The organism is Butyrivibrio sp. INlla21 (assembly GCF_900116875.1).
In the GTDB taxonomy this organism is placed as follows: Bacteria; Bacillota; Clostridia; order Lachnospirales; family Lachnospiraceae; genus Butyrivibrio.
Genome location: NZ_FPCC01000003.1, coordinates 160,239 through 182,020 on the forward strand (window position 1 = coordinate 160,239; position 21,782 = coordinate 182,020).

22 protein-coding genes are annotated in these 21,782 nt (G+C 42.6%); 5 read left to right on the forward strand and 17 right to left on the reverse strand.

Going from position 1 to position 21,782, the window contains the following annotated elements; translation table 11 throughout:
* Positions 1 to 10: 10 nt before the first annotated feature.
* On the reverse strand, positions 11 to 958 hold the full coding sequence (locus tag BM377_RS02285) for an ABC transporter permease (RefSeq protein WP_242948068.1): 948 nt from the start codon (positions 956 to 958) through the stop codon (positions 11 to 13).
* A gap of 262 nt (positions 959 to 1,220) precedes the next feature.
* Here BM377_RS02285 and BM377_RS02290 point away from each other — a divergent pair, with 262 nt between their 5' ends.
* On the forward strand, positions 1,221 to 2,096 hold the full coding sequence (locus BM377_RS02290) for an AraC family transcriptional regulator (protein ID WP_092243086.1): 876 nt from the start codon (positions 1,221 to 1,223) through the stop codon (positions 2,094 to 2,096).
* A 171-nt stretch (positions 2,097 to 2,267) separates the two neighbouring features.
* On the opposite strand, the gene BM377_RS02295 is transcribed toward BM377_RS02290, so the two are convergent.
* The 8 genes from BM377_RS02295 to pheA form a co-directional block, all read right to left on the reverse strand.
* Positions 2,268 to 3,647, reverse strand: coding sequence for a TrpB-like pyridoxal phosphate-dependent enzyme (locus BM377_RS02295; protein ID WP_092243089.1), 1,380 nt, complete (start codon positions 3,645 to 3,647; stop codon positions 2,268 to 2,270).
* A gap of 61 nt (positions 3,648 to 3,708) precedes the next feature.
* A complete protein-coding gene (locus BM377_RS02300) occupies positions 3,709 to 4,560 on the reverse strand; it encodes a PHP domain-containing protein (RefSeq protein WP_092243092.1) in 852 nt (283 codons plus the stop codon).
* On the reverse strand, positions 4,561 to 5,379 hold the full coding sequence (locus BM377_RS02305; RefSeq protein ID WP_092243095.1) for a Cof-type HAD-IIB family hydrolase: 819 nt from the start codon (positions 5,377 to 5,379) through the stop codon (positions 4,561 to 4,563).
* Between the two features lie 18 nt (positions 5,380 to 5,397).
* A complete protein-coding gene (locus BM377_RS02310; RefSeq protein ID WP_092243098.1) occupies positions 5,398 to 5,652 on the reverse strand; it encodes a glyoxalase in 255 nt (84 codons plus the stop codon).
* 13 nt (positions 5,653 to 5,665) lie between these two features.
* Positions 5,666 to 6,250 (reverse strand): Maf family protein, encoded by a 585-nt coding sequence (locus BM377_RS02315; RefSeq protein WP_092243101.1) that lies wholly within the window; start codon positions 6,248 to 6,250, stop codon positions 5,666 to 5,668.
* Positions 6,251 to 6,290: 40 nt separating this feature from the next.
* Complete coding sequence (locus BM377_RS02320) at positions 6,291 to 8,462, reverse strand: RNA degradosome polyphosphate kinase (RefSeq protein ID WP_092243104.1); 2,172 nt, start codon at positions 8,460 to 8,462, stop codon at positions 6,291 to 6,293.
* Between the two features lie 16 nt (positions 8,463 to 8,478).
* Complete coding sequence (locus tag BM377_RS02325; RefSeq protein ID WP_092243106.1) at positions 8,479 to 10,026, reverse strand: Ppx/GppA phosphatase family protein; 1,548 nt, start codon at positions 10,024 to 10,026, stop codon at positions 8,479 to 8,481.
* Between the two features lie 51 nt (positions 10,027 to 10,077).
* A complete protein-coding gene (gene pheA / locus BM377_RS02330; RefSeq protein WP_092243107.1) occupies positions 10,078 to 11,205 on the reverse strand; it encodes a prephenate dehydratase in 1,128 nt (375 codons plus the stop codon).
* Between the two features lie 111 nt (positions 11,206 to 11,316).
* Here pheA and BM377_RS02335 point away from each other — a divergent pair, with 111 nt between their 5' ends.
* The 3 genes from BM377_RS02335 to BM377_RS02345 are packed head-to-tail and all read left to right on the forward strand — an operon-like array spanning position 11,317 to position 13,775.
* Entirely contained in the window at positions 11,317 to 12,327 is a 1,011-nt protein-coding gene (locus BM377_RS02335) for a DUF5050 domain-containing protein (RefSeq protein WP_177223770.1), read from the forward strand.
* A gap of 35 nt (positions 12,328 to 12,362) precedes the next feature.
* Positions 12,363 to 13,310: an aspartate carbamoyltransferase gene (pyrB, locus tag BM377_RS02340; RefSeq protein WP_092243273.1), complete on the forward strand. Its 948-nt coding sequence runs from the start codon at positions 12,363 to 12,365 to the stop codon at positions 13,308 to 13,310.
* A 21-nt stretch (positions 13,311 to 13,331) separates the two neighbouring features.
* Entirely contained in the window at positions 13,332 to 13,775 is a 444-nt protein-coding gene (locus tag BM377_RS02345) for an aspartate carbamoyltransferase regulatory subunit (protein ID WP_092243112.1), read from the forward strand.
* 77 nt (positions 13,776 to 13,852) lie between these two features.
* Here BM377_RS02345 and BM377_RS16255 read toward each other — a convergent pair whose 3' ends face one another.
* Together BM377_RS16255 and BM377_RS02350 are read right to left on the reverse strand one after the other, a co-directional pair.
* Positions 13,853 to 14,023 carry a hypothetical protein gene (locus BM377_RS16255; RefSeq protein ID WP_158588926.1) on the reverse strand — a complete coding sequence of 57 codons (171 nt, stop codon included), beginning with the start codon at positions 14,021 to 14,023 and terminating at the stop codon, positions 13,853 to 13,855.
* A 102-nt stretch (positions 14,024 to 14,125) separates the two neighbouring features.
* On the reverse strand, positions 14,126 to 14,683 hold the full coding sequence (locus BM377_RS02350) for a CAP domain-containing protein (RefSeq protein WP_242948069.1): 558 nt from the start codon (positions 14,681 to 14,683) through the stop codon (positions 14,126 to 14,128).
* Positions 14,684 to 14,899: 216 nt separating this feature from the next.
* Between BM377_RS02350 and BM377_RS02355 the strand changes: the two genes are divergently transcribed.
* Positions 14,900 to 16,189: a DNA polymerase Y family protein gene (locus BM377_RS02355; protein WP_092243117.1), complete on the forward strand. Its 1,290-nt coding sequence runs from the start codon at positions 14,900 to 14,902 to the stop codon at positions 16,187 to 16,189.
* Positions 16,190 to 16,246: 57 nt separating this feature from the next.
* Here BM377_RS02355 and BM377_RS02360 read toward each other — a convergent pair whose 3' ends face one another.
* The 6 genes from BM377_RS02360 to BM377_RS02380 form a co-directional block, all read right to left on the reverse strand.
* Complete coding sequence (locus BM377_RS02360; protein ID WP_092243118.1) at positions 16,247 to 17,164, reverse strand: RluA family pseudouridine synthase; 918 nt, start codon at positions 17,162 to 17,164, stop codon at positions 16,247 to 16,249.
* A gap of 9 nt (positions 17,165 to 17,173) precedes the next feature.
* Positions 17,174 to 17,344, reverse strand: a complete 171-nt coding sequence (locus BM377_RS16260) for a hypothetical protein (protein ID WP_177223771.1) — start codon at positions 17,342 to 17,344, stop codon at positions 17,174 to 17,176.
* Between the two features lie 28 nt (positions 17,345 to 17,372).
* A complete protein-coding gene (gene feoB, locus BM377_RS02365) occupies positions 17,373 to 19,661 on the reverse strand; it encodes a ferrous iron transport protein B (protein WP_092243119.1) in 2,289 nt (762 codons plus the stop codon).
* 13 nt (positions 19,662 to 19,674) lie between these two features.
* Positions 19,675 to 19,896, reverse strand: coding sequence for a FeoA family protein (locus BM377_RS02370; protein ID WP_092243121.1), 222 nt, complete (start codon positions 19,894 to 19,896; stop codon positions 19,675 to 19,677).
* Between the two features lie 28 nt (positions 19,897 to 19,924).
* A complete protein-coding gene (locus tag BM377_RS02375) occupies positions 19,925 to 20,134 on the reverse strand; it encodes a FeoA family protein (protein ID WP_092243124.1) in 210 nt (69 codons plus the stop codon).
* A gap of 253 nt (positions 20,135 to 20,387) precedes the next feature.
* Positions 20,388 to 21,779 (reverse strand): PhoH family protein, encoded by a 1,392-nt coding sequence (locus BM377_RS02380; RefSeq protein ID WP_092243128.1) that lies wholly within the window; start codon positions 21,777 to 21,779, stop codon positions 20,388 to 20,390.
* Positions 21,780 to 21,782: the final 3 nt, after the last annotated feature.

Here is a 21,782-nt window from a genome sequence, read left to right on the forward strand (position 1 = left end):
CATTAACCTCCTACCAGATTCCGCGTTCGCCAAATTTTCTGGATAACCAGTTGGCGCCTAACAAGAAGAATACATTTACTACAGATTGGAATAAGCCAACCGCGGCGGTAAGAGAAAACTGCGAGCCTTTAATACCTGCCTTATAAACATACGTAGCAATTACTTCAGCTTTTTCAAGCACAGTGGGATTGGCAAGTGCAAAAGGTCTGTCAAATCCTGAACCTATGATATTTCCAAGTGCCATGATCAGAAGAACGATTATAGTTGATCTGATTCCGGGAAGTGTTATATGCCACATCTTTTGAAATCTTGAAGCGCCGTCCACGCTCGCCGCTTCATAAAGATCGGGCGAGATTCCTGCGATCGCTGCAAGATATATGATCGAATTCCAGCCAAAGCTCTGCCAGATTCCAAGTCCTATATAAGTTCTCACCCAATTTCCGGGTTCACCAAGGAAATTTACGGAAGTTCCGCCAAGCTTTTCGATGAATATATTTACAAGTCCGGTTGAAGGAGCAAAAAGCTGCAGCGCCAATCCATAGATAACAACCCATGAAAGAAAGTGAGGCATGTAAGTGATCGTCTGCACAACCTTTTTAAATCGCTTAACTCTAAGCTCGTTTAATATAAGAGCAAATATTATCGGAACCGGGAAACCTACGATCAGATCTTTAAGATTAAGAACAATGGTATTTTTAAGCGCTATCATAAAGTCTTTTGACTTGAAAGCTTTTATAAAAAACTCCATACCGTTGTTCTTGGCCCATGCCATCTTATGAACGGGCAAGACAATACTGTATTTTTTGAATGCGATAAGTATGTACCACATGGGAATATACTTGAATATCAAAAGATATATCAAAGGTAATGCCAATAAAAGATACAGCTGATAATATCTCTTGAAGTAGACTTTGTCGAACTTTACTTTTGGTGCTTTAAAAGCTTTATCTCTAGCCACTTTCTTTCTCCTTCAAGTTTTCTGATAAGCTCACTTTATCACTTAAGTATAGATTTCTCCTTTACAGATATGATTAAAATATTGCAAAATGCGACCATGTATATTTTGGAATAATACCTATTTTCGGCGTTTTATGCATGTTGCAACAAAAAACATATAAAATTCTGTACAATACTTATATCAGTTTGCGCAATTTTTATGATTGTGGTATAAACGTAATCACGATATAATACTTTCAAAGTCATATTAAAGGAAAGAAATTATGAACGAAAAAGGAAGAAAACTTTATCAGGCTATGGGTTCCGACCTTGTATGCGAAGTAAAGACCATTACCGATCCTCTCGACGAGACTGATGACATGCATAATCACACCTGCCACGAGATACTGATCATTAAAAAAGGTCGCCTTAGTCTTTTTACGGATAATTCCGGTATCGAAATGGAACGCGGTGATGTCGCACTGGTCCCAAAGTACAGATTCCACAGAGGAAAGCTTTCGACTCCCGGTATCTACGATAGAATTGTAATAAACGTAAGTGAAAATATAATAGACGATGCTTCAACATCAGAATATAGCCTAAACAACTGTTTTAAGCCATATAACGACAAGAAGATTCACTCTTTTCATCTGGAGGAGGAAGAACTCGAAGAGATAGATCTGTTAAGCAGAAAGCTTCAGGATAATCTTTTTAATAACTCTCCCGAATCCGTGATCCTCGCCATGTCTTATCTTAAGATCATCATGGTTATGCTAAACAAAAAATATAAACATAACGATATAACCATTTCACAAGATAAGATGCCCGACATCGTAAAAAGAACATTTAATTACATAGACAAGCATCTTACAGACGATATCTCACTTAAGATCTTGGAAAAAGAAATCCACAGTAACGGAACATATATATCAAGATGCGTAAAAAAAATATCGGGACTTTCAATTTCCCAATATGTCATCGCAAAAAGAATAGCACTTGCATGCAAGCATTTGCGAGAAGGAAGCACAGCCTATGAAGCTTGCTTCAAATCAGGCTTCAACAACTACTCCAATTTTTCAAGAACATTTACCAAACAAGTTGGTGTATCACCTAAGCAATACCAATTAGAATACCGCAAAGGTATAATAGCTAATATATAGACAATTCACCCGCAAATGCGCTGTTCTCGCACGAGCAGTGATTTACAAAATAAAAAAACAGGAAAATGTCGAATTCCATGAGTAACACGAAATGAGACATTTTCCTGTTTTTGAATTTTAGTAAATCTATGCGAGACAGAAAACAAGCATTCGCGGGTGAATGTCTATATATTATCCATTAACCTTTGGAAGTGTTGCAAAGCTCTTTGCAAGCTCCTCATCTGAAGGAATATAATCTGTCATCTCGCCGTCGTTGAATTTCTGATATGCAACCATATCGAAATATCCTGTTCCCGTAAGGCCAAAGAGAATTGTCTTCTCCTCTCCGGTCTCCTTGCACTTAAGAGCTTCATCGATCGCTGCTCTGATAGCGTGGCTTGATTCGGGTGCGGGAAGAATACCCTCAACTCTTGCAAACTGCTGAGCTGCTTCGAATACAGATGTCTGCTCAACAGAAATAGCCTCCATATAACCATCGTGATAGAGCTGTGAAAGGATCGGGCTCATGCCGTGATATCTAAGTCCGCCTGCATGGTTCGCAGAAGGAATGAAGTTACTTCCGAGTGTGTACATCTTGGCAAGAGGACATACCATTCCGGTGTCGCAGAAGTCGTATGCAAACTTACCTCTTGTAAAGCTCGGGCAGCTTGCGGGCTCAACAGCGACAATTCTGTAATCCTTCTCTCCTCTGAGCTTCTCGCCCATGAAAGGAGAAATAAGTCCGCCGAGGTTTGATCCGCCACCTGCACATCCTATGATGACATCAGGTGTGATGTTGTACTTATCAAGTGCGGCCTTAGCCTCAAGACCGATAACTGTCTGATGAAGAAGTACCTGGTTAAGAACCGAACCAAGAACATATCTGTAGCCCTCTGTCTTGGTTGCAACTTCTACAGCCTCTGAGATAGCACATCCGAGTGAACCTGTTGTTCCGGGATGCTCGGCGTTGATCTTACGTCCGATCTCAGTATCCATTGAAGGTGAAGGCGTTACGCTTGCACCGTATGTACGCATAACCTCTCTTCTGAAAGGCTTCTGCTCATATGAAACCTTAACCATGTATACTTTACAATCAATTCCAAGATATGCAGATGCCATTGAAAGAGCTGTTCCCCACTGACCTGCACCGGTCTCTGTGGTAACGCCCTTAAGCCCCTGCTTCTTGGCGTAATATGCCTGAACAATAGCGGAGTTAAGCTTGTGGCTTCCGCTTGTGTTGTTACCTTCAAATTTGTAATAGATCTTGGCAGGTGTTCCGAGTGCCTTCTCAAGACAGTACGCTCTTACCAAAGGTGAAGGTCTGTACATCTTGTAGAAGTCCTGAACTTCCTGAGGAATATCAATATAAGGAGTTGTATCGTCAAGTTCCTGCTTAATAAGCTCATCGCAAAATACGGGACGAAGATCTTCAAAGCCCATAGGCTCAAGTGTTCCCGGATTAAGAAGCGGAGCAGGCTTATTTTTCATATCAGCCCTTACGTTGTACCACTGCTTGGGAATCTCGTCCTCACTTAAATAAATTTTATAAGGTATCTTATTATTTTCACTCATGGAATAATGCCCCCTGAATTTTCACAATTTAATTCATTAAAGCACAAAAACGCGTGCTCTGTCAACCTCTCGCAGCCTTAAGCGCATCAAGTAAATCCTCAGGAATAAACAGCTTTCCCATGCCGCTTCCCAAATCGATCTTCGGTTTATTTTTACCATGGAAATCGGAGCCGCCGCTTATAAGAAGATCATACTTCTTCGCAAGGTCTTTTATCTGTCTCTCATCTCGTGAATCATACGTTGAATAAATGGCTTCTATTCCGATAAGTCCCGCATCCTTAAGCCTTGAAACAAGCGCTTCAAGCTTCTCATCACTAAGATGATACAAAATAGGATGTGCAAGAACCGGAACACCACCCGCATCAAGAATGTATCTTACGCCTGTTTCGGGATCTATCCTGTTCGGAGGAACAAAGCAGGGCTTACCCTCTCCGATATATCTGTCAAAGGCCTCCTGCCAGCTTCCGACATAGCCTTTATCCAAAAGATATTTCGCAAAATGAGCTCTTGTTATAACAGCTCCGGGGAATTCTTTTTGAACGTCTTCATAGGTAAAATCAAAGCCTGCGATATTATGAAGATTCGCTGCGATCTCGACATTTCTTCTTTCGCGCACATCATGAAGCTCTTTTAACCTATTAAGAAAAGTCTCATCGTGATGATTGATATAGAGACCGACGATATGACAATCCTTGCCCTCATTTACGGTTGAGACTTCAACGCCCGGAATAACCTCAAGTCCGGGGCAATGCTTTTCCGCATAGCTTATAGCTTCATCAAGTCCCTTGACCGTATCGTGGTCTGTAAGTGCGATCGCCGCCAAGTCTTTTTTATATGCATAATCCATTAGTTCCTTAACGGTAAAAGTTCCGTCGGAATTATTCGAATGTGTGTGTAGATCAATTGCTCTCATTTATATCGCTCCCAGTATATACTCCGCCAGTCCGTCGTGGTCGTTGTCTTCCTTGGTGATTACATCCGCACATGCCTTCACGTTATCCTTACCGTTTATCATTGCGATTCCGCAGCCCGCAGCCTGCAACATCGAAATATCATTTTCTTCATCGCCCGCAGCATACGTATTCTCAATCGGGATTTCCAGATAATCAGAAAGGCGTTTTACAACACTTCCTTTTCCTGCTTCAGCAGGGAAGATTTCCAGATAATACGGATTGGAATAAAGAGTCGTGAGCACATCACCCGTCATCTTATGAAGAGCCTCTCTGAAACGCTCCTGTTTGTCATGGTCGTGAAGCTCAACCGATAAGAGCTTTGACGGAGGCGTCTTTACTTCTTTTAAGATATCATCAGTAATAATGAGAGGAGTCTTTATAACTCTTCTGTAGTATTTCATGCACTCGCCGTCATTTAATGAAACAAGGTGAGTCTCCGTGTAAGCGTGGATATGAACATCATATTTTTTTGCCAGATCAAAGATAGGACGGATAAGTTCAAGCGGAACACCTACCTTGTAGACGTATTCACCCTTGTCGACATCAAAGATCTCCGTTCCGTCGCTGCCACATAAAAAAGAGCCCTTAAAATTCAGCCCCAGGTCGGAAGCGACAGCTTTAGCGCTGTCAATCGCCCGCCCGGTATTAATGCAGAAATGATTTCCCGCATCCGTGAATTTTTTAAGGGCTTCCATGGTCTTTTCTGAGACCTGCTTACTACTCGTAAGCAAAGTCCCATCAAGATCAAAGAAAAATATTTTTTTAGCGGATATACTCATATTAAAAAACTCCGATCATCAAGCCTCTACAATGAGATATCTGCCATCTCCTATGTCAAAAACCTCATCTGCATCAAGCACGTTGTCATCTTCCACGTCAACGCCTGTCTCTTCGAAGTATTCCATAACTTCATCGGGGCCGTCAACAACAACCGCCATGGAATCCTCCAGAAAAGCCTCAGCCTCTTCCATGTTCTCTGCTACATTTTCAGGAAAAAGCTGTCCCTGATTCTCAAGAAAACATTTCAAAACCGCTTCATCATACTCGTGCATACAAAACCTCCACTTATAACAAACTTCTTTTTTTCATTTCCCGGTAAAGCCTTGCTATAGGAAGCCCGACAACATTAAAGTAATCTCCTCTGATTCCGTTAATAAACTTTCCGAACTGTCCCTGGACGCCGTAAGCACCTGCTTTGTCGTCTGCTTCTCCCGTTTCGAGATAAGCAGCGATCTCTTCATCGGTCATTGATGTCACATATACGATAGTCTCTTCGGAAAACGTAAAGTGCTCTACTTTCCCGTCTTTTTGATAAAAAACGGTCACCCCTGTATAGACCGTGTGCTCGTTGCCTTGCATGGAAGATATCATTTTCCTTGCATCTTCTCTGTCCTTAGGCTTACCAAGTATCTTATAATTATATGATACGACTGTGTCGGCGCCTATTACAACAGGCTTTGCTCCATCTTCGGTAAAAATTTTGTGAAAAATTTCTGAAGCTTTCTTGAAAGACAATTCCTCGACAACTTCAAACGGTCTGACCTTTGTCGTGGACTCATCTCCCACAGCCGGTATAATCTCAAATTCTTTTATTAGTTTTGAAAGGAGCTCCTTTCTTCGGGGAGAACCCGATGCCAAAATATAACGCATTACAAATAAATCCTCTTTCCTTTTTTGTTTATTATAACATTCAAAATCTATTGTCCGGATTCATCTCAGGAACAAATACTCTTGAATTCTGTGTATTCAGCTCGCCGACAGCCTTCGAAGCCTCATCTCCGAAAATCTTCTGCGAGTTGATCTTTTTCGATCCTTCAGGCAAAACAGCCGACTGTTTAACGTACACTCCGTTCTCGTTCATTACGTGTGCCTTCTCGGTATCCTTAAGCTCGGTATCAAGAATGTGCCACAGCTTAGCTTTGAGCTTATCGTTTTCAACAGGGAACATGATCTCTACACGGCGCTCCAAGTTACGAGGCATCCAGTCCGCACTGCTTGCATAGTACTCGGGACTTCCGCCGTTTTCAAAGTAAAAGATCCTGCTATGCTCAAGGAAGTTTCCGACAATGGATCTGACAGTTATGTTCTCCGAGATCTCCGGAATACCTGCCTTAAGGCAGCATATACCTCTTACGATAAGATCGATCTTAACGCCCGCGCAGCTTGCTCTGTAAAGCTCTGCGATAACCTCTTTGTGACAGATGGAATTCATCTTGGCGATGATCCTTGCAGGCTCACCTGAAAGAGCATGCTCTTCTTCTCTTTTAATAAGATCGATGATCCTGTCCTTAAGCCACAACGGAGCAAGTGATAGCTTGTTCCATGAAAGAGGCTCCGAATAACCCGAAAGCATATTAAACACAGCGGTCGCATCTTCACCGTACGCAGGTGCGCAGGTAAAGAGTCCGACATCCGTATACTGCTTAGCCGTTGAATCATTGTAGTTACCCGTCGCAAGATGAACGTATCTCTTGATACCGTCCTCCTCACGTCTTACTATGAGAGTGATCTTACAGTGAGTCTTAAGTCCCACTAGTCCGTAAATAACATGGCAGCCCGCTTTCTCAAGCATCTTGGCCCATACGATGTTATTTTCTTCATCAAATCTAGCCTTTAATTCAACAAGCACCGTAACCTGCTTGCCGTTATCTGCGGCCTTTGCAAGTGCGGCGATAATCGGAGAATTACCGCTTACTCTGTAAAGAGTCTGTTTGATCGCAAGGACATTGGGATCTACGGCCGCGTTCTCAACGAACTTGACGACATTCTCAAAAGTCTCGTAAGGATGGTGCATAAGAATATCACCCTTACTTATAACCTCAAATATATCCTCGCCCTTGTCGAACTCGGGAACAGCCTGAGGTGCCTTGTAGCTGTGCTCTTTAAGCTCATCAAAACCTTCAAGCTTATAAACCTTCATAAGAAACGTAAGATCAAGAGGTCCGTTAACGGAGAATATCTCGCTGTCATCTACCTGAAGCTCTCTTGAAATAAACTTAAGCAGCTTTTTATCGATGCTCTTGTCCACTTCAAGTCTTATCGCTTGTCCCCACTGGCGACGCTTGATCTGCTTCTCGATCTCTTTTAAAAGATCCTCCGCCTCATCCTCATCTATCGAAAGATCGGCGTTTCTCTCAACTCTGTACGGCGCACTCGTAATTACATCGTAGTTAAGATAAAGCTTATCTACATACGCCATGATAAGCTGCTCCAAAAGAACAACTCTTCTTATTGTTTCATCTTCAAATTCCTGCGGAAGCTCAATTACTCTCGGAAGAACATCCGGAACCTGAACCGTTGCGAAATCGACATCATCTTTTCCCTCTTTCTTTTTCAAAAGAGATCCGATATTGAGCGTCTTATTTCTGATAAGCGGAAAAGGTCTAGATGAATCAACTGCCATCGGAGTAAGCACGGGATAAACAAACTCATCAAAATATCTGCTCAGATAATCCTTGTCCTTATCGGAAAGGTTCTTGGGATCACAGATATACAGCTCCTCTTTTCCAAGAAGCGGGATGAGCATGTCGTTGTAAATGTTGTACTGATGATCCACAAATCTGTGCAGATCTCTAAGTACAGCATCAAGCTGCTGTTTGGCAGTCATGCCCGCGATATCGAGCTTACTGTACTCGGCATTGATCATATCTTTGAGCGAAGCAACTCTTACCATGAAAAACTCATCGAGATTGCTCGCAGATATGCTAAGGAACTTAAGTCTTTCAAAAAGCGGATTTGAAGCATCTTCCGCCTCGGAAAGAACTCTCGAATTAAAGCTTATCCAGCTAAGTTCCCTGTTGATATAGAGCTTTGGATTTTCAAAATCAAATTCATTTAATTTTTTATGTCCGCCCTTTGCCATAGATTCCCTCTCATATTTACATCAATTTCTTTTGACGAATAACAGGTTTGAGTCCAAATACTTCTTCAAAGAAAGCCGCTCTGTTAAAGAAGAGCCCTTTCTCAAGTGTAATATCCGCAGATGTATCAACATTGATAATAAGGTTTCTGTCTTTAATGCTGACCGTAACGTCCCTGAATTTTTGCTTGTGCGTTCTGTCAAGTCCGTTCGCCACACGCATGATAGCGGTCAGCTTGGAAATCCTCAGATAGTCTTCTCTTGAAAGTCCGTCAAAGAATTCAGATCCGCTGTTATAATACTCAAACTCCTCGTGATTGAATCTGACAACATTGGCGACTATCGACCTCTCAATATGAGAAAGACCTATGATCTCGGTCGACATGATAATGTTGTAGGAACAATCGCCAAGATAAACAAGACTAATATATTTACCGCAGTCATGGAGCGTTGTCGCAATCTCTAAAAGAAGTCTGTCTCTGTCTGAAAGACCGTGGATCTCTTTTGTACTGTCAAAGATCGTAAGCGCAATCTTTTTTAGTGTCTCTCTTCTTGACTTACTTCCCATATATCTCTTGGAAATATTCTGAGCACAGGCTATGATGTCCTGCTCAAAATCATGCGGCGATCTGATATAGTCTTTTTTCTCCGCATATTCATATGCGATACCGTCGCAGAGCGTAATTCCGGGAGCCCAGAGATTCTCTGCCTTCGTAGCATCCAAAATACATTTTATAAGTGTACTTGCAACATGCAAAAGCGGAACGTTCTCTTCGGGAATCCCGAGCTTCTTGGCAACTTCATAATCACTCATTTCATCAGCCACTTTGATGATCTTATTAAATTCATCCCTTGTGGCAAAGCCGTCTCCGTCATCACCTGATCTAATCTTTTGCATTATAGGAGAAACATAGTCATCTATTATGATAAGATTCTCTATCTTTTTATCCTTAAGATGCATCTTGGCGAAAACGGAAAGTCTTGAATTAACAAGCTCCGAAACAAGCTCTGAGTATTTTAATCTTGAAGCGTGCACCTGCTCCATTGTCGTATGAAGCCTAAGCACACCTGTCATAAGGTTCTGAGTGGCAACCAAAGTGTCTTTTTCAAAAAGAGATATCTGAATACTTCCGCCTCCGATATCAACTATCGCAGTCGGCTTCTCCAGCACCTTCTCAAACTTATCGTGCCTTAGAGCAATCGACTTATAATCAATAAAGCGCTGCTCCGAGTTACTTAAGACATCGATGTGAATTCCGGTCCTTTGCTCGATAAGATCACGAACGATCAAAATATCCTTGGTCTCTCTTATCGCGCTCGTTCCGTAAGCCTGATAATGCGAAGCCCCATACTCCTTCATTATCTTCTTAAACTCCGAAAGGATCCTTATCATCTCATCGACATGAAGACTCGAGATCCTGCCGGTTGCATAAGTCTCACTTCCGATATCCATACGATGCCTAATATGATCAAGCTCTCTTACACCTTTCCTCTTGGAAAGCTCGAAGATCTTGAGTGCGATCTCGTATGAACCCACATCAATTGCAGCAAATACCTCACCCATCATAATCAATACCCTCTGTGAAAATCACGTAAAAACTTAAGCTGTCAGGTCTTCTTAGTAGTTACCCAGTATCCTGAGCATTCTCGCTTCTTCGCGCAGCCCCCTAAGTGCATTCTTAACAGCACTGTCTGCCAGGTTACCGTCAAAATCAATAAAGAATCTGTATTCCCAATTTCTGTCCTCAATAGGCCTTGACTCAATCTTGGACATATTGAGATTGTTATAGATAAAATGTGACATAAGGTGGTACAACGAACCCGCCTCATGCGGAATCTCAAGGCATAAGCTTATCTTCTTGGCATCCTTAAGGAAAACCTTCTGATTGGTAATGATGATAAACCTTGTTGAATTGGCATCGGCTGAATTGATGCCTTCTTCAATGATATCAAGCCCGTAAACCTTCGCAGCCCCCGCACTTGCGATAGCGGCCTGAGTTATGTCTTTGTCCTCAGAAACCTTCTTTGCTGCAAACGCATTGTTCTTCATACCGACCTGCTGTATATAGCTGTGATCCGAAAGAAATCTTGCGCTCTGCATAAGAGCCTGAGGGTGTGCATAAACCGTCTTGATATCGGAAAGCTTTGCACCTGGAACACCCAAAAGGCAATGCCTTATCTTTATGATCTGCTCGCCAATTATATAGTGCTCATACTCGGCAAGAAGGTCGTAGATCTCGCTTACGATACCCGCTGTGGAATTCTCGATCGGAAGAACCGCATAATCGGCACTTCCCTCTTCCAAAAGAGCCATCGCATCCCTGAACGTGTCCACGGGAATGCTGTTAACATCTTCACCGAAGAACTGTTTCATGGCTCCCTCGGAGTATGATCCTGCCGCTCCCTGGAAGCAAACCCTTGCATTCTTTTTATCTATAGAATCAATCTTTATAAAAGGAAGCTGACCTGAAGCCCCCGCCTCGGCAAGCTTTTGATACTGAAGCTTCCTACTCATGGACATAAGCTGTGAAAAGAGCTCCACAAGTCCCGTTCTGTTAAAATCAGATTTTGCAAGCTTTTTGATCTCTGTTAATTTCTCATCTTCTCTTTGCTTGTCAAAAACTTTTTTGCCCGTATTTATCTTAAAATCGGCCACTCGGGATGCTATATCCATCCTTTTTTCATACAATTCAACTATCTGTTTGTCGACCGCATCAATTTCTGTGCGCAGATCTTTTAAATCCATTTCGTCCTCCGAAAACCTTATTATCTATTTGAATTTTAGAACAAATACAGCTTGATAGCAAGAAATAACGCGCCTATAATAATTATGAGGATAAACATTGAGGGGAAAGATATGAAATTAAAAACTGTAATATTCACAATATTGACAACGCTTATACTTGTCGGTATCCTGCTTGTTTATATTTCGGAACAACGGGTTACGATGTCACCGACCGATCGAGGAAACAGCGCCGGCAATCTTCATAATTCCGGCCTCTTTTTTGAAATGGACGGTAAGGTTTATTTCTCCAATCCCAACGACAGTAACTGTCTCTATTCTATGAATGTCGACGAATCAAAGCCCAAACGTCTTACAAGTATGGGCGTCAAATATATCAGCGGAGCAAAAGAGTTTTTATATTTCTATATGGATTCGACCAAAGTATCGGGCAGAGTTAAGGGCCTCGGAACCGCGACCAACCAGTTCGGTATCTACAGATGCAGAACCTCCGGCCGCAGCCAAACATGCCTTCTTCGTGATTTCTGCGGCGAAGTTCAGCTTTGCGGCGAATACCTGTATTATCAGGTTAAGCCAAACGGCGGCTCTCTCCATAAGATACGCGTGGATCAGACCAATTCTTCTCTTGTTTCAACGGAGTATGTATCACCCGTCTGTTATGAGAGCGGAGTTATCTACTACACAGGAGTAACAAACGACCACAATATCCATGCGCTATATACCAACGCAGGCGATTCAATTTCTCCTGTTTTATATGGCAATTACTTCTTCCCTGTTGTTCAGGGCGGTTATATCTACTATCTTAACGGCGACGACAATTACTCAATCTATAGAACTAGTCTTCTTAACGGTGAGCAGAACAAGATCACGATGGACAGAGTCGATTGCTTTACTATGGATGACAACTATATTTACTATTCAACCTCTGCTTCCGGCCGTGAAGCCCTTAAGCGCTGCGACCTTACCGGAAGCGGCACGGTTACAATGTTTAACGGCGTGACCAACAGTCTCAATGTCACATCAAAATATATCTATTTTAAGGTTTACGGAAACGACGAAGTGATGTACCATATACCTTTGGATGGATCAGCTCCTGCATCCATTTTTGATGTGAAAGTAAAATAAATATAATTTTATAACGAGGAGAGTGTATGAATAACATGCGACACATGATGAATCCGCTGGACTTCACGGTGGATGAACTCGAGGCGCTCTTCGATGTTGCCAATGACATCGAAAACAACATGGAAGCCTACTCACATAAGTGTGACGGCAAGATCCTTGCAACGTGCTTCTATGAGCCCAGTACCAGAACAAGACTAAGTTTTGAAACAGCTATGTTAAGACTTGGAGGAAAGACGCTCGGCTTTGCCGATGCAGGCAGTTCCTCAGCAGCAAAAGGCGAAAGTGTCGCTGATACTATTCGTGTTATTTCCTGTTTCGCAGATATATGCGCAATGCGTCACCCCAAGGAAGGCGCTCCTATGGTGGCAGCATCCAAATCTTCTATCCCGGTTATCAACGCCGGCGACGGTGGTCATCAACATCCCACACAGACACTTACAGATCTTTTAACCATCAGATCTTTATACGGTAAACTCGGTGACTTTACGATCGGTCTTTGCGGAGACCTCAAATTCGGTCGTACGGTCCACTCTCTAATCAATGCTCTTACAAGATACGAGGGAATCCACTTCGTATTCGTTTCTCCCAAAGAGCTCCGTGTTCCCGATTACATTACAGAAATGCTCGATTCCAAGGGCATCACATACGAAGAAGTTATTAAACTCGAAGAAGTCATCGGAAAGCTCGATTTCCTCTACATGACAAGAGTTCAGAAAGAACGTTTCTTCAACGAAGAAGACTACATTCGTTTGAAGAATTTCTATATACTCGACAAAGCCAAGATGGAGCTTGCAAAAGAAAAAATGTTTATCCTCCACCCGCTTCCGAGAGTTAACGAGATCTCAGTCGAGATCGACAGCGACCCCAGAGCCGCATACTTTAAGCAGGTTCAATACGGATTATACGTAAGAATGGCACTCATCCTGACACTCCTTGATATGACAGATGCGCATATGAATGAAGGGTTACTCAGAAAATTTTAATCAAACAGAAAGAGGTATTTCATGTTAAATATCGGAAAAATCGAAGAAGGATTCGTTCTCGATCACATCCAGGCCGGAAAAGGAATGCAGATCTATCGTCATCTCGGACTTGATAAGCTCGATTCCACCGTCGCCATAATCAAGAATGCCAAGAGTAAGGTTATGGGCAAAAAAGACATCTTAAAGGTCGAATGCGACATAGATACTCTTAACCTCGACATCCTTGCCTTCATAGACCACAACATCACAGTAAACGTTATTAAGGCAGGTGAGATCATAGAAAAAAGAGCTCTCGTACTCCCCAAGGAGATTCACGGCGTGCTCAGATGTCACAACCCCAGATGCATCTCTTCCATCGAGCAGGAGCTTCCTCAGATCTTCTATCTTGCAGATGAAAAGAACGAAGTTTACAGATGCAAATACTGCGACGAGAAGTATTCCGACGGCGACGCAGTAAAGAAATGATATGATAAAGCAATAATAATACGAGCCGATCACATAAGTGGTCGGCTCGTTTATTAAATGCGATCATTCTCGGTTATTTACTTAATGTATCCGTTTTGGCGATTGTAGATATCGTCCGTATGTTTCTCACGGCGTCTCTCCTCGCTTCTTAAAAGTTCCTGCATATACGGATTGTCATTGGCTCCCGATACGGAGATCGGTCTTGTCTCACTGTTAAGGTAAATATCTTTCGAAGAGTTTCCAAACATATCAGATACCTCCTTAAAAATAAGTATTTAGGAAAAGAAATCCGCATAAATGAAGGAAAGCAATTATTCGTTCATCTATGCGGATGTTATATCATCATATTATCAATATCCAAATTCCTGAGCCCAGAACCAGTTGCCGCCAGAATCCTGTGCGATTGCGATTCCTACTGTCTTGAAACCACCGTCCATCATGTTGGCTGCGTGTGTAGGTGAATTCATCCAAGCTACGAATACGCTGTCAGCTGACTGATAAAGCTTAGCAAGATTCTCACCGTACTGAACACTGCTGTCTACTGTCCAGAATTCCGATCCGTCAGGTCTTGTGTGTGAGAATGTTGTGATGATCTCATTGGCACGAACCTGTGCTGCATTGGTAAGCTGATCGCTCCAAGCAAGAGCCGGTAAACCTTGAGCTGTTCTCTGCTGATTTATTAAGTTGTAAACTGCTGAGCACGCATCGATACAAGCCTGGCTGGAAGCTGCACTTCCTGCAAGAGCTAAATTGTTCTCATCGATTATGTACTCTCCGGCTGCCAGTTCCTCGGTTCTCTTTACAGCTTCATCATCAACGGCTCCGATCTTAGCTGAGCCACAAGCTGTAAATGTGAACGTAAGAACACCGGCCATCAGTATTGCTACTATCTTGCCAAATCTGTTCATCGTCTCACTTCTCCCTGTGATCATTCATGGAAATAGATATCCATATTCCTAAAATAATGCTAATCCATTAGCGAAATTGAATCAATTAGGATATTTAAATTTTTTCGCATTTTTAAGCTCTTTATTTCATAGCGCAAATCAAACTCTGAAACTTTTTTTCCAAACCTATATTATTGTGAAACTTTCTACCGGCGTCTTGTCTCGCACGTTTGTTCGATGTATAATACAAGCATGGAGAAATCAAGGGCTTATGACTATGACAACTTCATATTTCACGTTGATGTAAACTCCGCATTCCTCTCATGGTCTGCGGTTAAAAAGCTGCGCGAAGAACCCGGGAGCATTGACCTTAGAACTATCCCTTCCGCTGTCGGAGGCGATGTCAAGACAAGGCACGGTATCATCACAGCCAAGTCTATCCCTGCCAAGAAATACGGAATAGTTACGGGCGAGCCCGTTGTCAAGGCGCTTCAGAAGTGCCCTAACCTTGTTATGGTAAGCTCTGACTTTAATTTCTACAGAGAATGCTCTCATGCTTTTATTGAGATACTTCATAAATACGCCCCTGTAGTTGCGCAAGTTTCTATAGATGAAGCTTATATGGATATGACAGGTACAAGATCGATGTACAAGGATCTTGAAACACCCGACTGCCCTTTTCCCATCTGCGTTGCCCGGAAGATCAAAGACGAGATACGTGATACTTTAGGTTTTACGGTTAATGTGGGAATTTCAGACAATAAGCTTTTGGCCAAGATGGCAAGTGATTTTACCAAGCCCGATAAGATACACACTCTTTTTCCCGATGAAATTGAAGAGAAAATGTGGCCGCTTCCAATAGGTGACCTGTACGGATGCGGAGGTTCTACGGCAAGCAGACTTAATAGCCTTGGGATTCGCACAATAGGTGATGCTGCCAATGCAGACTATGAGATGCTTACAGGCATACTTGGCGATAACGCGGGAAGCTACATCTACGCAAGTGCCAACGGTATTGGAAGTTCACATGTTTCCGATTCCTATGAAGAAGCCAAGAGTTATTCCAACGAAACCACGTTATCCTCGGATCTTAACGCAGATAATTATGATAAAGATATAGTTCCCGTCCTTAAATATCTATCAGAGAAGGTATCATCAAGGCTTCGAAGAGATGAAGTTTTCGGAAGAACTATAACCCTGTCTGTCAAAACAGGTAATTTCAAACGGCATTCATCTCAGATGCAGCTTGATAATTCTACGTCCGATGCCGCTGAAATATATAAATATTCCAAATATCTCGCAGATAAGCTCCTTCTCGGAGAAGAAGGACTGTTTATATACGGCGAAGTCGTTCGCCTTGTCGGCGTCGGAGTAAGTAAACTCGACGACGGCTCTTACAGACAGATGAGCCTTTTCGATGAAGCATTCTCCACCGACGATAAGACCAGGAAGCTTGGCAAGATGGCCGACGAGCTTGCAGATAAGTTTGGTAAAAATACCGTTGTAAAAGGCAGTCTGCTTAAATAGATAAATTGAAAAAAACGGACAAAAGCATTTTCTGCTCTTGTCCGTTTATATATGGTATCATCGCATCATTTTCATCGCTTCTTCCATATCCTTCGGAAGCGGAGCTTCAAAGACAAGCTTTTCTCCCGTTATCGGCTGATCAAATTCCAAATATGCCGCATGGAGCGCCGCTCTCGTCAGCCCGTAATTCTCCGAAATCTCTTTTCCATAGAAGTTATCTCCAAGAAGCGGATGACCAAGATACGCCATGTGAACTCTTATCTGATGCGTTCTTCCCGTATCGAGGCGGAGCCTTACAAGGCTGCAATTCTTGAATGCTTTAATAACCTTATAATGGGTAATCGCTCTTTTTCCGTCTTCTCTTACTTCCCTTATCATTCTCTGACCGGGAATCCTCTCAATGGGCGCATCCACGGTTCCTTCCGGATTATCAAAGATACCGCTGCACAGAGCCAGATACTCTTTTCTCTTGGACATATTCTGTCCCTGCTTGGATAAAAGCGCCGCGCTGTGCCTGTTTTTGGCAAAAATAATAAGCCCTGAAGTCTCACGATCAAGTCTTCCTATAACACGCATTACATGCTCCTCACCGCGTCTTTTATACAAACCTGCAAGAGCGTTACTGAGCGAATCCGAAAAATGTGCATAGGAAGGATGGACGACCATGTCTCCCGGCTTATTAAGAAGTATCAGATCCTCATCTTCATATACGATATCCACAGGAATGTCCGAGGGAACGATCTCTGAGCCGTTCTCTATATCCTCATAAATCCTGACAGTAAGAGTCTGCCCGGGACCAAGCCTTTTGAATATCCTGATAGGGGCACCGTCGAGCATAACGCCGTCATCAAAGCACTTACACCTTGAAACCTCTCTGCTTGAAAGAAAAAGTCTTTGGCGCATAATATCACCGGCTGTTATGATGCCGTCATCTTTTGTTACCGTATATTCGATCTGTCTGAAATTGTTATTCATTATAAGTAATTACTTATGTCCTTTGCCATCGCATTTGCCGCAAGAACAACCTCCCGGGCAGGAAGCACAGCCTCCGCCCGAAAGTTCATGTTTGATATTTCTGATAAAATTCTTACCGCATATAAAAACTATAGCACATAAAACAGCAATTACTATAATATGTCCAACCAAAGGTGTCATTTTACCACCTCCAAAAATCCTAAAACAATTATGAATTAGCCTTTACAGCTGACTCAAGACCTTCATTTCCCGTAGCTACATAGCCCTTTCTGAAAAGAAGATAGATTATAGCAGCCAAAAGAACTACCGCAACAACAGTACCGAATCCAAATGATGCGGCTCCTGTTATAAAGCTTCCGAGATTGTATGTGATAAGTGCAAGCACATATGCCCATACCGTCATATATCCGATAGCTGCCCATGTCCACTTTGCATTGTTCATCTCTCTCTTGATCGCACCGATAGCAGCAAAGCAAGGTGCGCAAAGAAGGTTAAATACCATGAAAGCAAACGCTGCAAGAGGTGTGTAATCTGAAGCTACTCTATCCCAGATCTGTTCACCCTCTTCTCCGAGCTCCTCAGCCTCATCGTCATAGTTATAAAGGACACCGAAAGTTCCTACTACTTCTTCTTTTGCAACAAGACCTGTGATCGTTGCAACGGTAGCTTTCCAGTTACCGAATCCAAGGGGCTTAAATACAGGTGAGCATGCATTACCGAATCCTGCAAGAAGTGATGCATCCATAGCATTTACATCTTCAGTGGGAACATCCATCTTGTCAGCAAGCTTCTGAACATACTCTTCCGTAACTATTGATTCATCCTCAAAGAGGTTGTCTACAAGTCCGAAGTTTCCGTTTACATTACCGAATGCGGATAAGAACCAGATAATGATAGAAGAAACTACGATAACGCTGCCGGCACGCTTAATGAATGACCAGCCTCTCTCCCATGTTGCACGAAGCACACCTGTCCATGAAGGAATATGGTATGCGGGAAGCTCCATAACGAAAGGAGCGGGAATTCCTGCAAATGCCTTGAACTTCTTAAGTATGATACCTGAAAGAACGATTGAACCGATTCCGATAAAGTAAGCCGATGCAGCGATAAGAGGTGATCCTCCGAATACGGCACCTGCAATAAGTCCGATAATCGGAAGCTTAGCTCCGCAAGGCATAAATGTTGTTGTCATGATAGTCATACGTCTGTCACGCTCGTTCTCGATAGTACGGCTTGCCATAACACCGGGAACACCGCAGCCTGTAGCAACAAGGCAAGGAATAAATGACTTACCGGAAAGACCGAACTGTCTGAAAATACGGTCCATAACGAATGCTACACGAGCCATATATCCGATATCTTCCATGATTGAAAGAAGGAAGAAAAGAACAAGCATCTGAGGAACGAAACCGATAACGGCTCCGACACCTGCAACAATACCGTCCTGAATAAGTCCGTAAAGAACGGTTCCCTCTTCAACATGAAGAGCTGTAAGCAAAGTATCAAAGAATCCGGGAATCCACTCACCGAAGATAACATCGTTGGTGAAATCAGTTGCCGCTGTACCGATAGATACGCTCCATCCGCCCATTGCTATCGCATAGATAAGGAACATAACAAGTGCAAAAATAGGAAGACCCAAAATACGATTGGTCACTATTCTGTCTATCTTATCGGAAATAGAAAGTTCGCCCTTTGCACGGCCTTTTTTAACAGCTTTTTCTGTCACGCTTGTGATATAAGAATATCTCTCGTTAGTGATGATTGATTCTGCGTCATCATCAAGAGATGCCTCGCAAGCTTTGGTAATACTCTCAATCTGAGCCTTCTTATCTGAAGAAAGATTAAGTGCCTCCAACGCCTTGGAATCACGCTCAAAAGCTTTTATTGAAGTCCAGTGAAGGAATTTATCATCAACCGAACCCTTCAAAACTTCTTCTATCTTTTCGATAGCTTCTTTTGCTTCACCTGTAAGAACTTCTTTTCTGTCGGCTGCCTTTCCTTCCTTGGCTGCTGCGACAGCCTTTTTTACAAGTGCATCCGTACCTTCGGATTTAAGAGCAGAAAGCTCAACAACTTCACAACCAAGTGCCTCTGAAAGAGCCTTGATATCAAGCTTATCACCGTTCTTACGAACAAGGTCCATCATATTAAGTGCAACTACAATGGGAATATTGAGCTCAAGAAGCTGAGTTGTGAGATATAGATTACGTTCTATATTGGTACCGTCTACGATATTGATGATCGCATCGGGCTTCTCATTTACAAGATATGTACGAGATACAACTTCCTCAAGAGTATATGGAGAAAGAGAATAAATACCGGGTAGATCCTGGATGATAACATCCTTAAATTCCTGACCTTTAAGTCTACCCTCTTTCTTTTCTACAGTAACACCGGGCCAGTTACCAACGTACTGCCTGCTACCTGTAAGATCATTAAATAATGTTGTTTTTCCGCTGTTGGGGTTACCCGCCAGAGCAATCTTGATTTCCATGTTAACCTCCTGATTATTCGACTTCTACAAATTCTGCGTCTGCTTTACGAACTGTAAGTTCGTAGCCTCTGACTGTAAGCTCGATAGGGTCACCAAGAGGCGCTACCTTGCGAACAATTATCTCTGTTCCTTTTGTAAGTCCCATGTCCATAATTCTGCGTCTTGTAGGACCTTCCCCATGCAGCTTCTTAATAACAGCTGTCTGTCCGATCGCAACATCTCTTAATGTCTTCATGAATAAAGTCTCCTCTTCTTTATATCTATTAGATCATAATGCGATTAGCCAAAGTCTTATCAAGAGCAATTCGGCTATCTTTAACATTGATGATCAGATTCCCACCGTTCTTACTTACAATGGTAACCGGCTCACCAATGATAAAACCAAGTTCTGCGAGATGCTGACGTGTCTCATCATTGCCGGTGACACGTTTTATAGAAACAAGTTCACCAATATTTCCCATACTTAAAGGCATATTGATCTCCTTTCAAATGCATAAAAGATAAAATTAATTACCTGTTAGCATCATCTAATAAAATGTTAGTCCTTGCTAACCATGATAAGAATAGTCTTTTTGAAATTCTTTGTCAATAGATTTTGGCAATTTTTTGTTGTTAATAGCTAACAAAATTTCATAGTGTTTTCAAGGCTTTGTAAGTAAAAAACACCTCACTTTTAAAAGTGAGGTGTTAGCATGCACTAATAATATGAAGACTTACCTAATAATATCAGAAGTCTTTTTTATCTCTCATACGCTCAATCGCATCCATTGCAAGACGGCTACGCTCACACTCTGAAGCAGATAACGATACCTGCCAGCAGAACGGACTGCCCTTCATATGCTCTGAAGCATAGGATAAACCGTTGGTTCTCTCATCAAGGAACGGTCTGTCTATCTGATTGGGATCACCGAGAAGTATGATCTTGGTATCCTTACCGGCACGGGTAATTATACCCTTAGCCTGTGTAGGTGTCATGTTCTGAGCTTCATCTATAATAAGGAAAGTCTTAAGAATTGATCTTCCTCTTATGAAGTTCAGCGCTTCGCACTGTACGATACCTCTGTCAAAGACTTCATCAGTCTTATCCTGAAGCTCCTTCTCGTCCTTGTATCTCTCTTCCTCATTGGAATCAATGAGCTGTTCAAGGTTATCGATAATGGGTCGCATAAGCGGTGATATCTTCTCCTGCTCATCGCCGGGAAGAAAGCCTATATCATCATCAAACTGTGAATTGGGTCTGCACACAAGAATCCTTCTGTACTCTCCTGTCGGCCGGTTTATCATCTTCTCAAGTCCGACAGCAAGTGAATAGAAAGTCTTGGCTGTACCCGCCATACCTTTAACGATTACAAGCGGCGCCACGTCAGCGGGCTGCATAAGCGCTTCCTGTAAAAAGTACTGACCTGCATTTCTCGGCTTAACACCGTAGGGCTGCGATCTTTCAAATTCAAGCTTTTTGATGACGCCCTTACTTACTCTGCCCATCTGAGTCTTATTGGTAGACTGATCGGCTCTTACAACAACAAATTCATTCTCGTATAACTCAGGTTCATATCTGTTACCGTCTTCATCGCAACAATAAACTTTGCTGACGGGTATACCCTTTTTCTTGAAATCCTTAAAAATCTCTTCGGGCGCATATACATCAATCCTACCACTGTACTGCTCTTGGTGTCCCGCAACCTGCTCGGTTGTGAAATCCTCGGATCTGATATCGATAAGCTGCGCCTTGATACGCATCAGAATATCCTTAGTTACCAGAACTACCTGTTCTTTCCTACTCTCCGACAATCCCTTACATACCTTAAGTATCCTGTTGTCGGATTTGTGTTCCGCCATATCTTCCGGAAGGACTGTATCCTTGAAGTTCTTCTCTACTCGAAGACTTCCCCCGTTATCAAGCTTAACACCTGCAACCAGATCGCCTGATCCCCGAAGCTGTTCGAGGATTCTGATTGCTTCTCTTACATTGGCTCCTCTCTCGCCCTCATCGCGTTTGTGGGCGTCCAATTCTTCTAAGACTACCAGCGGAAGAACGACCTCGTTATCATCAAAGCACTTCAAGGCGTGTGGTGCCTGAATCAAAACGTTGGTGTCCAGTACGTAGATCTTCTTCATGCG

Bases quoted from the DNA above. Each gene is read 5' to 3' on its own strand.
- BM377_RS02290 (WP_092243086.1), top strand. From the start codon at position 1,221: ATGAACGAAAAAGGAAGAAAACTTTATCAGGCTATGGGTTCCGACCTT.
- BM377_RS02295 (WP_092243089.1), bottom strand. From the start codon at position 3,647: ATGAGTGAAAATAATAAGATACCTTATAAAATTTATTTAAGTGAGGAC.
- BM377_RS02300 (WP_092243092.1), bottom strand. From the start codon at position 4,560: ATGAGAGCAATTGATCTACACACACATTCGAATAATTCCGACGGAACT.
- BM377_RS02305 (WP_092243095.1), bottom strand. From the start codon at position 5,379: ATGAGTATATCCGCTAAAAAAATATTTTTCTTTGATCTTGATGGGACT.
- BM377_RS02310 (WP_092243098.1), bottom strand. From the start codon at position 5,652: ATGCACGAGTATGATGAAGCGGTTTTGAAATGTTTTCTTGAGAATCAG.
- BM377_RS02315 (WP_092243101.1), bottom strand. From the start codon at position 6,250: ATGCGTTATATTTTGGCATCGGGTTCTCCCCGAAGAAAGGAGCTCCTT.
- BM377_RS02320 (WP_092243104.1), bottom strand. From the start codon at position 8,462: ATGGCAAAGGGCGGACATAAAAAATTAAATGAATTTGATTTTGAAAAT.
- BM377_RS02325 (WP_092243106.1), bottom strand. From the start codon at position 10,026: ATGATGGGTGAGGTATTTGCTGCAATTGATGTGGGTTCATACGAGATC.
- pheA (WP_092243107.1), bottom strand. From the start codon at position 11,205: ATGGATTTAAAAGATCTGCGCACAGAAATTGATGCGGTCGACAAACAG.
- BM377_RS02335 (WP_177223770.1), top strand. From the start codon at position 11,317: ATGAAATTAAAAACTGTAATATTCACAATATTGACAACGCTTATACTT.
- pyrB (WP_092243273.1), top strand. From the start codon at position 12,363: ATGCGACACATGATGAATCCGCTGGACTTCACGGTGGATGAACTCGAG.
- BM377_RS02345 (WP_092243112.1), top strand. From the start codon at position 13,332: ATGTTAAATATCGGAAAAATCGAAGAAGGATTCGTTCTCGATCACATC.
- BM377_RS16255 (WP_158588926.1), bottom strand. From the start codon at position 14,023: ATGTTTGGAAACTCTTCGAAAGATATTTACCTTAACAGTGAGACAAGA.
- BM377_RS02350 (WP_242948069.1), bottom strand. From the start codon at position 14,683: ATGAACAGATTTGGCAAGATAGTAGCAATACTGATGGCCGGTGTTCTT.
- BM377_RS02355 (WP_092243117.1), top strand. From the start codon at position 14,900: ATGTATAATACAAGCATGGAGAAATCAAGGGCTTATGACTATGACAAC.
- BM377_RS02360 (WP_092243118.1), bottom strand. From the start codon at position 17,164: ATGAATAACAATTTCAGACAGATCGAATATACGGTAACAAAAGATGAC.
- BM377_RS16260 (WP_177223771.1), bottom strand. From the start codon at position 17,344: ATGACACCTTTGGTTGGACATATTATAGTAATTGCTGTTTTATGTGCT.
- feoB (WP_092243119.1), bottom strand. From the start codon at position 19,661: ATGGAAATCAAGATTGCTCTGGCGGGTAACCCCAACAGCGGAAAAACA.
- BM377_RS02370 (WP_092243121.1), bottom strand. From the start codon at position 19,896: ATGAAGACATTAAGAGATGTTGCGATCGGACAGACAGCTGTTATTAAG.
- BM377_RS02375 (WP_092243124.1), bottom strand. From the start codon at position 20,134: ATGCCTTTAAGTATGGGAAATATTGGTGAACTTGTTTCTATAAAACGT.
- BM377_RS02380 (WP_092243128.1), bottom strand. From the start codon at position 21,779: ATGAAGAAGATCTACGTACTGGACACCAACGTTTTGATTCAGGCACCA.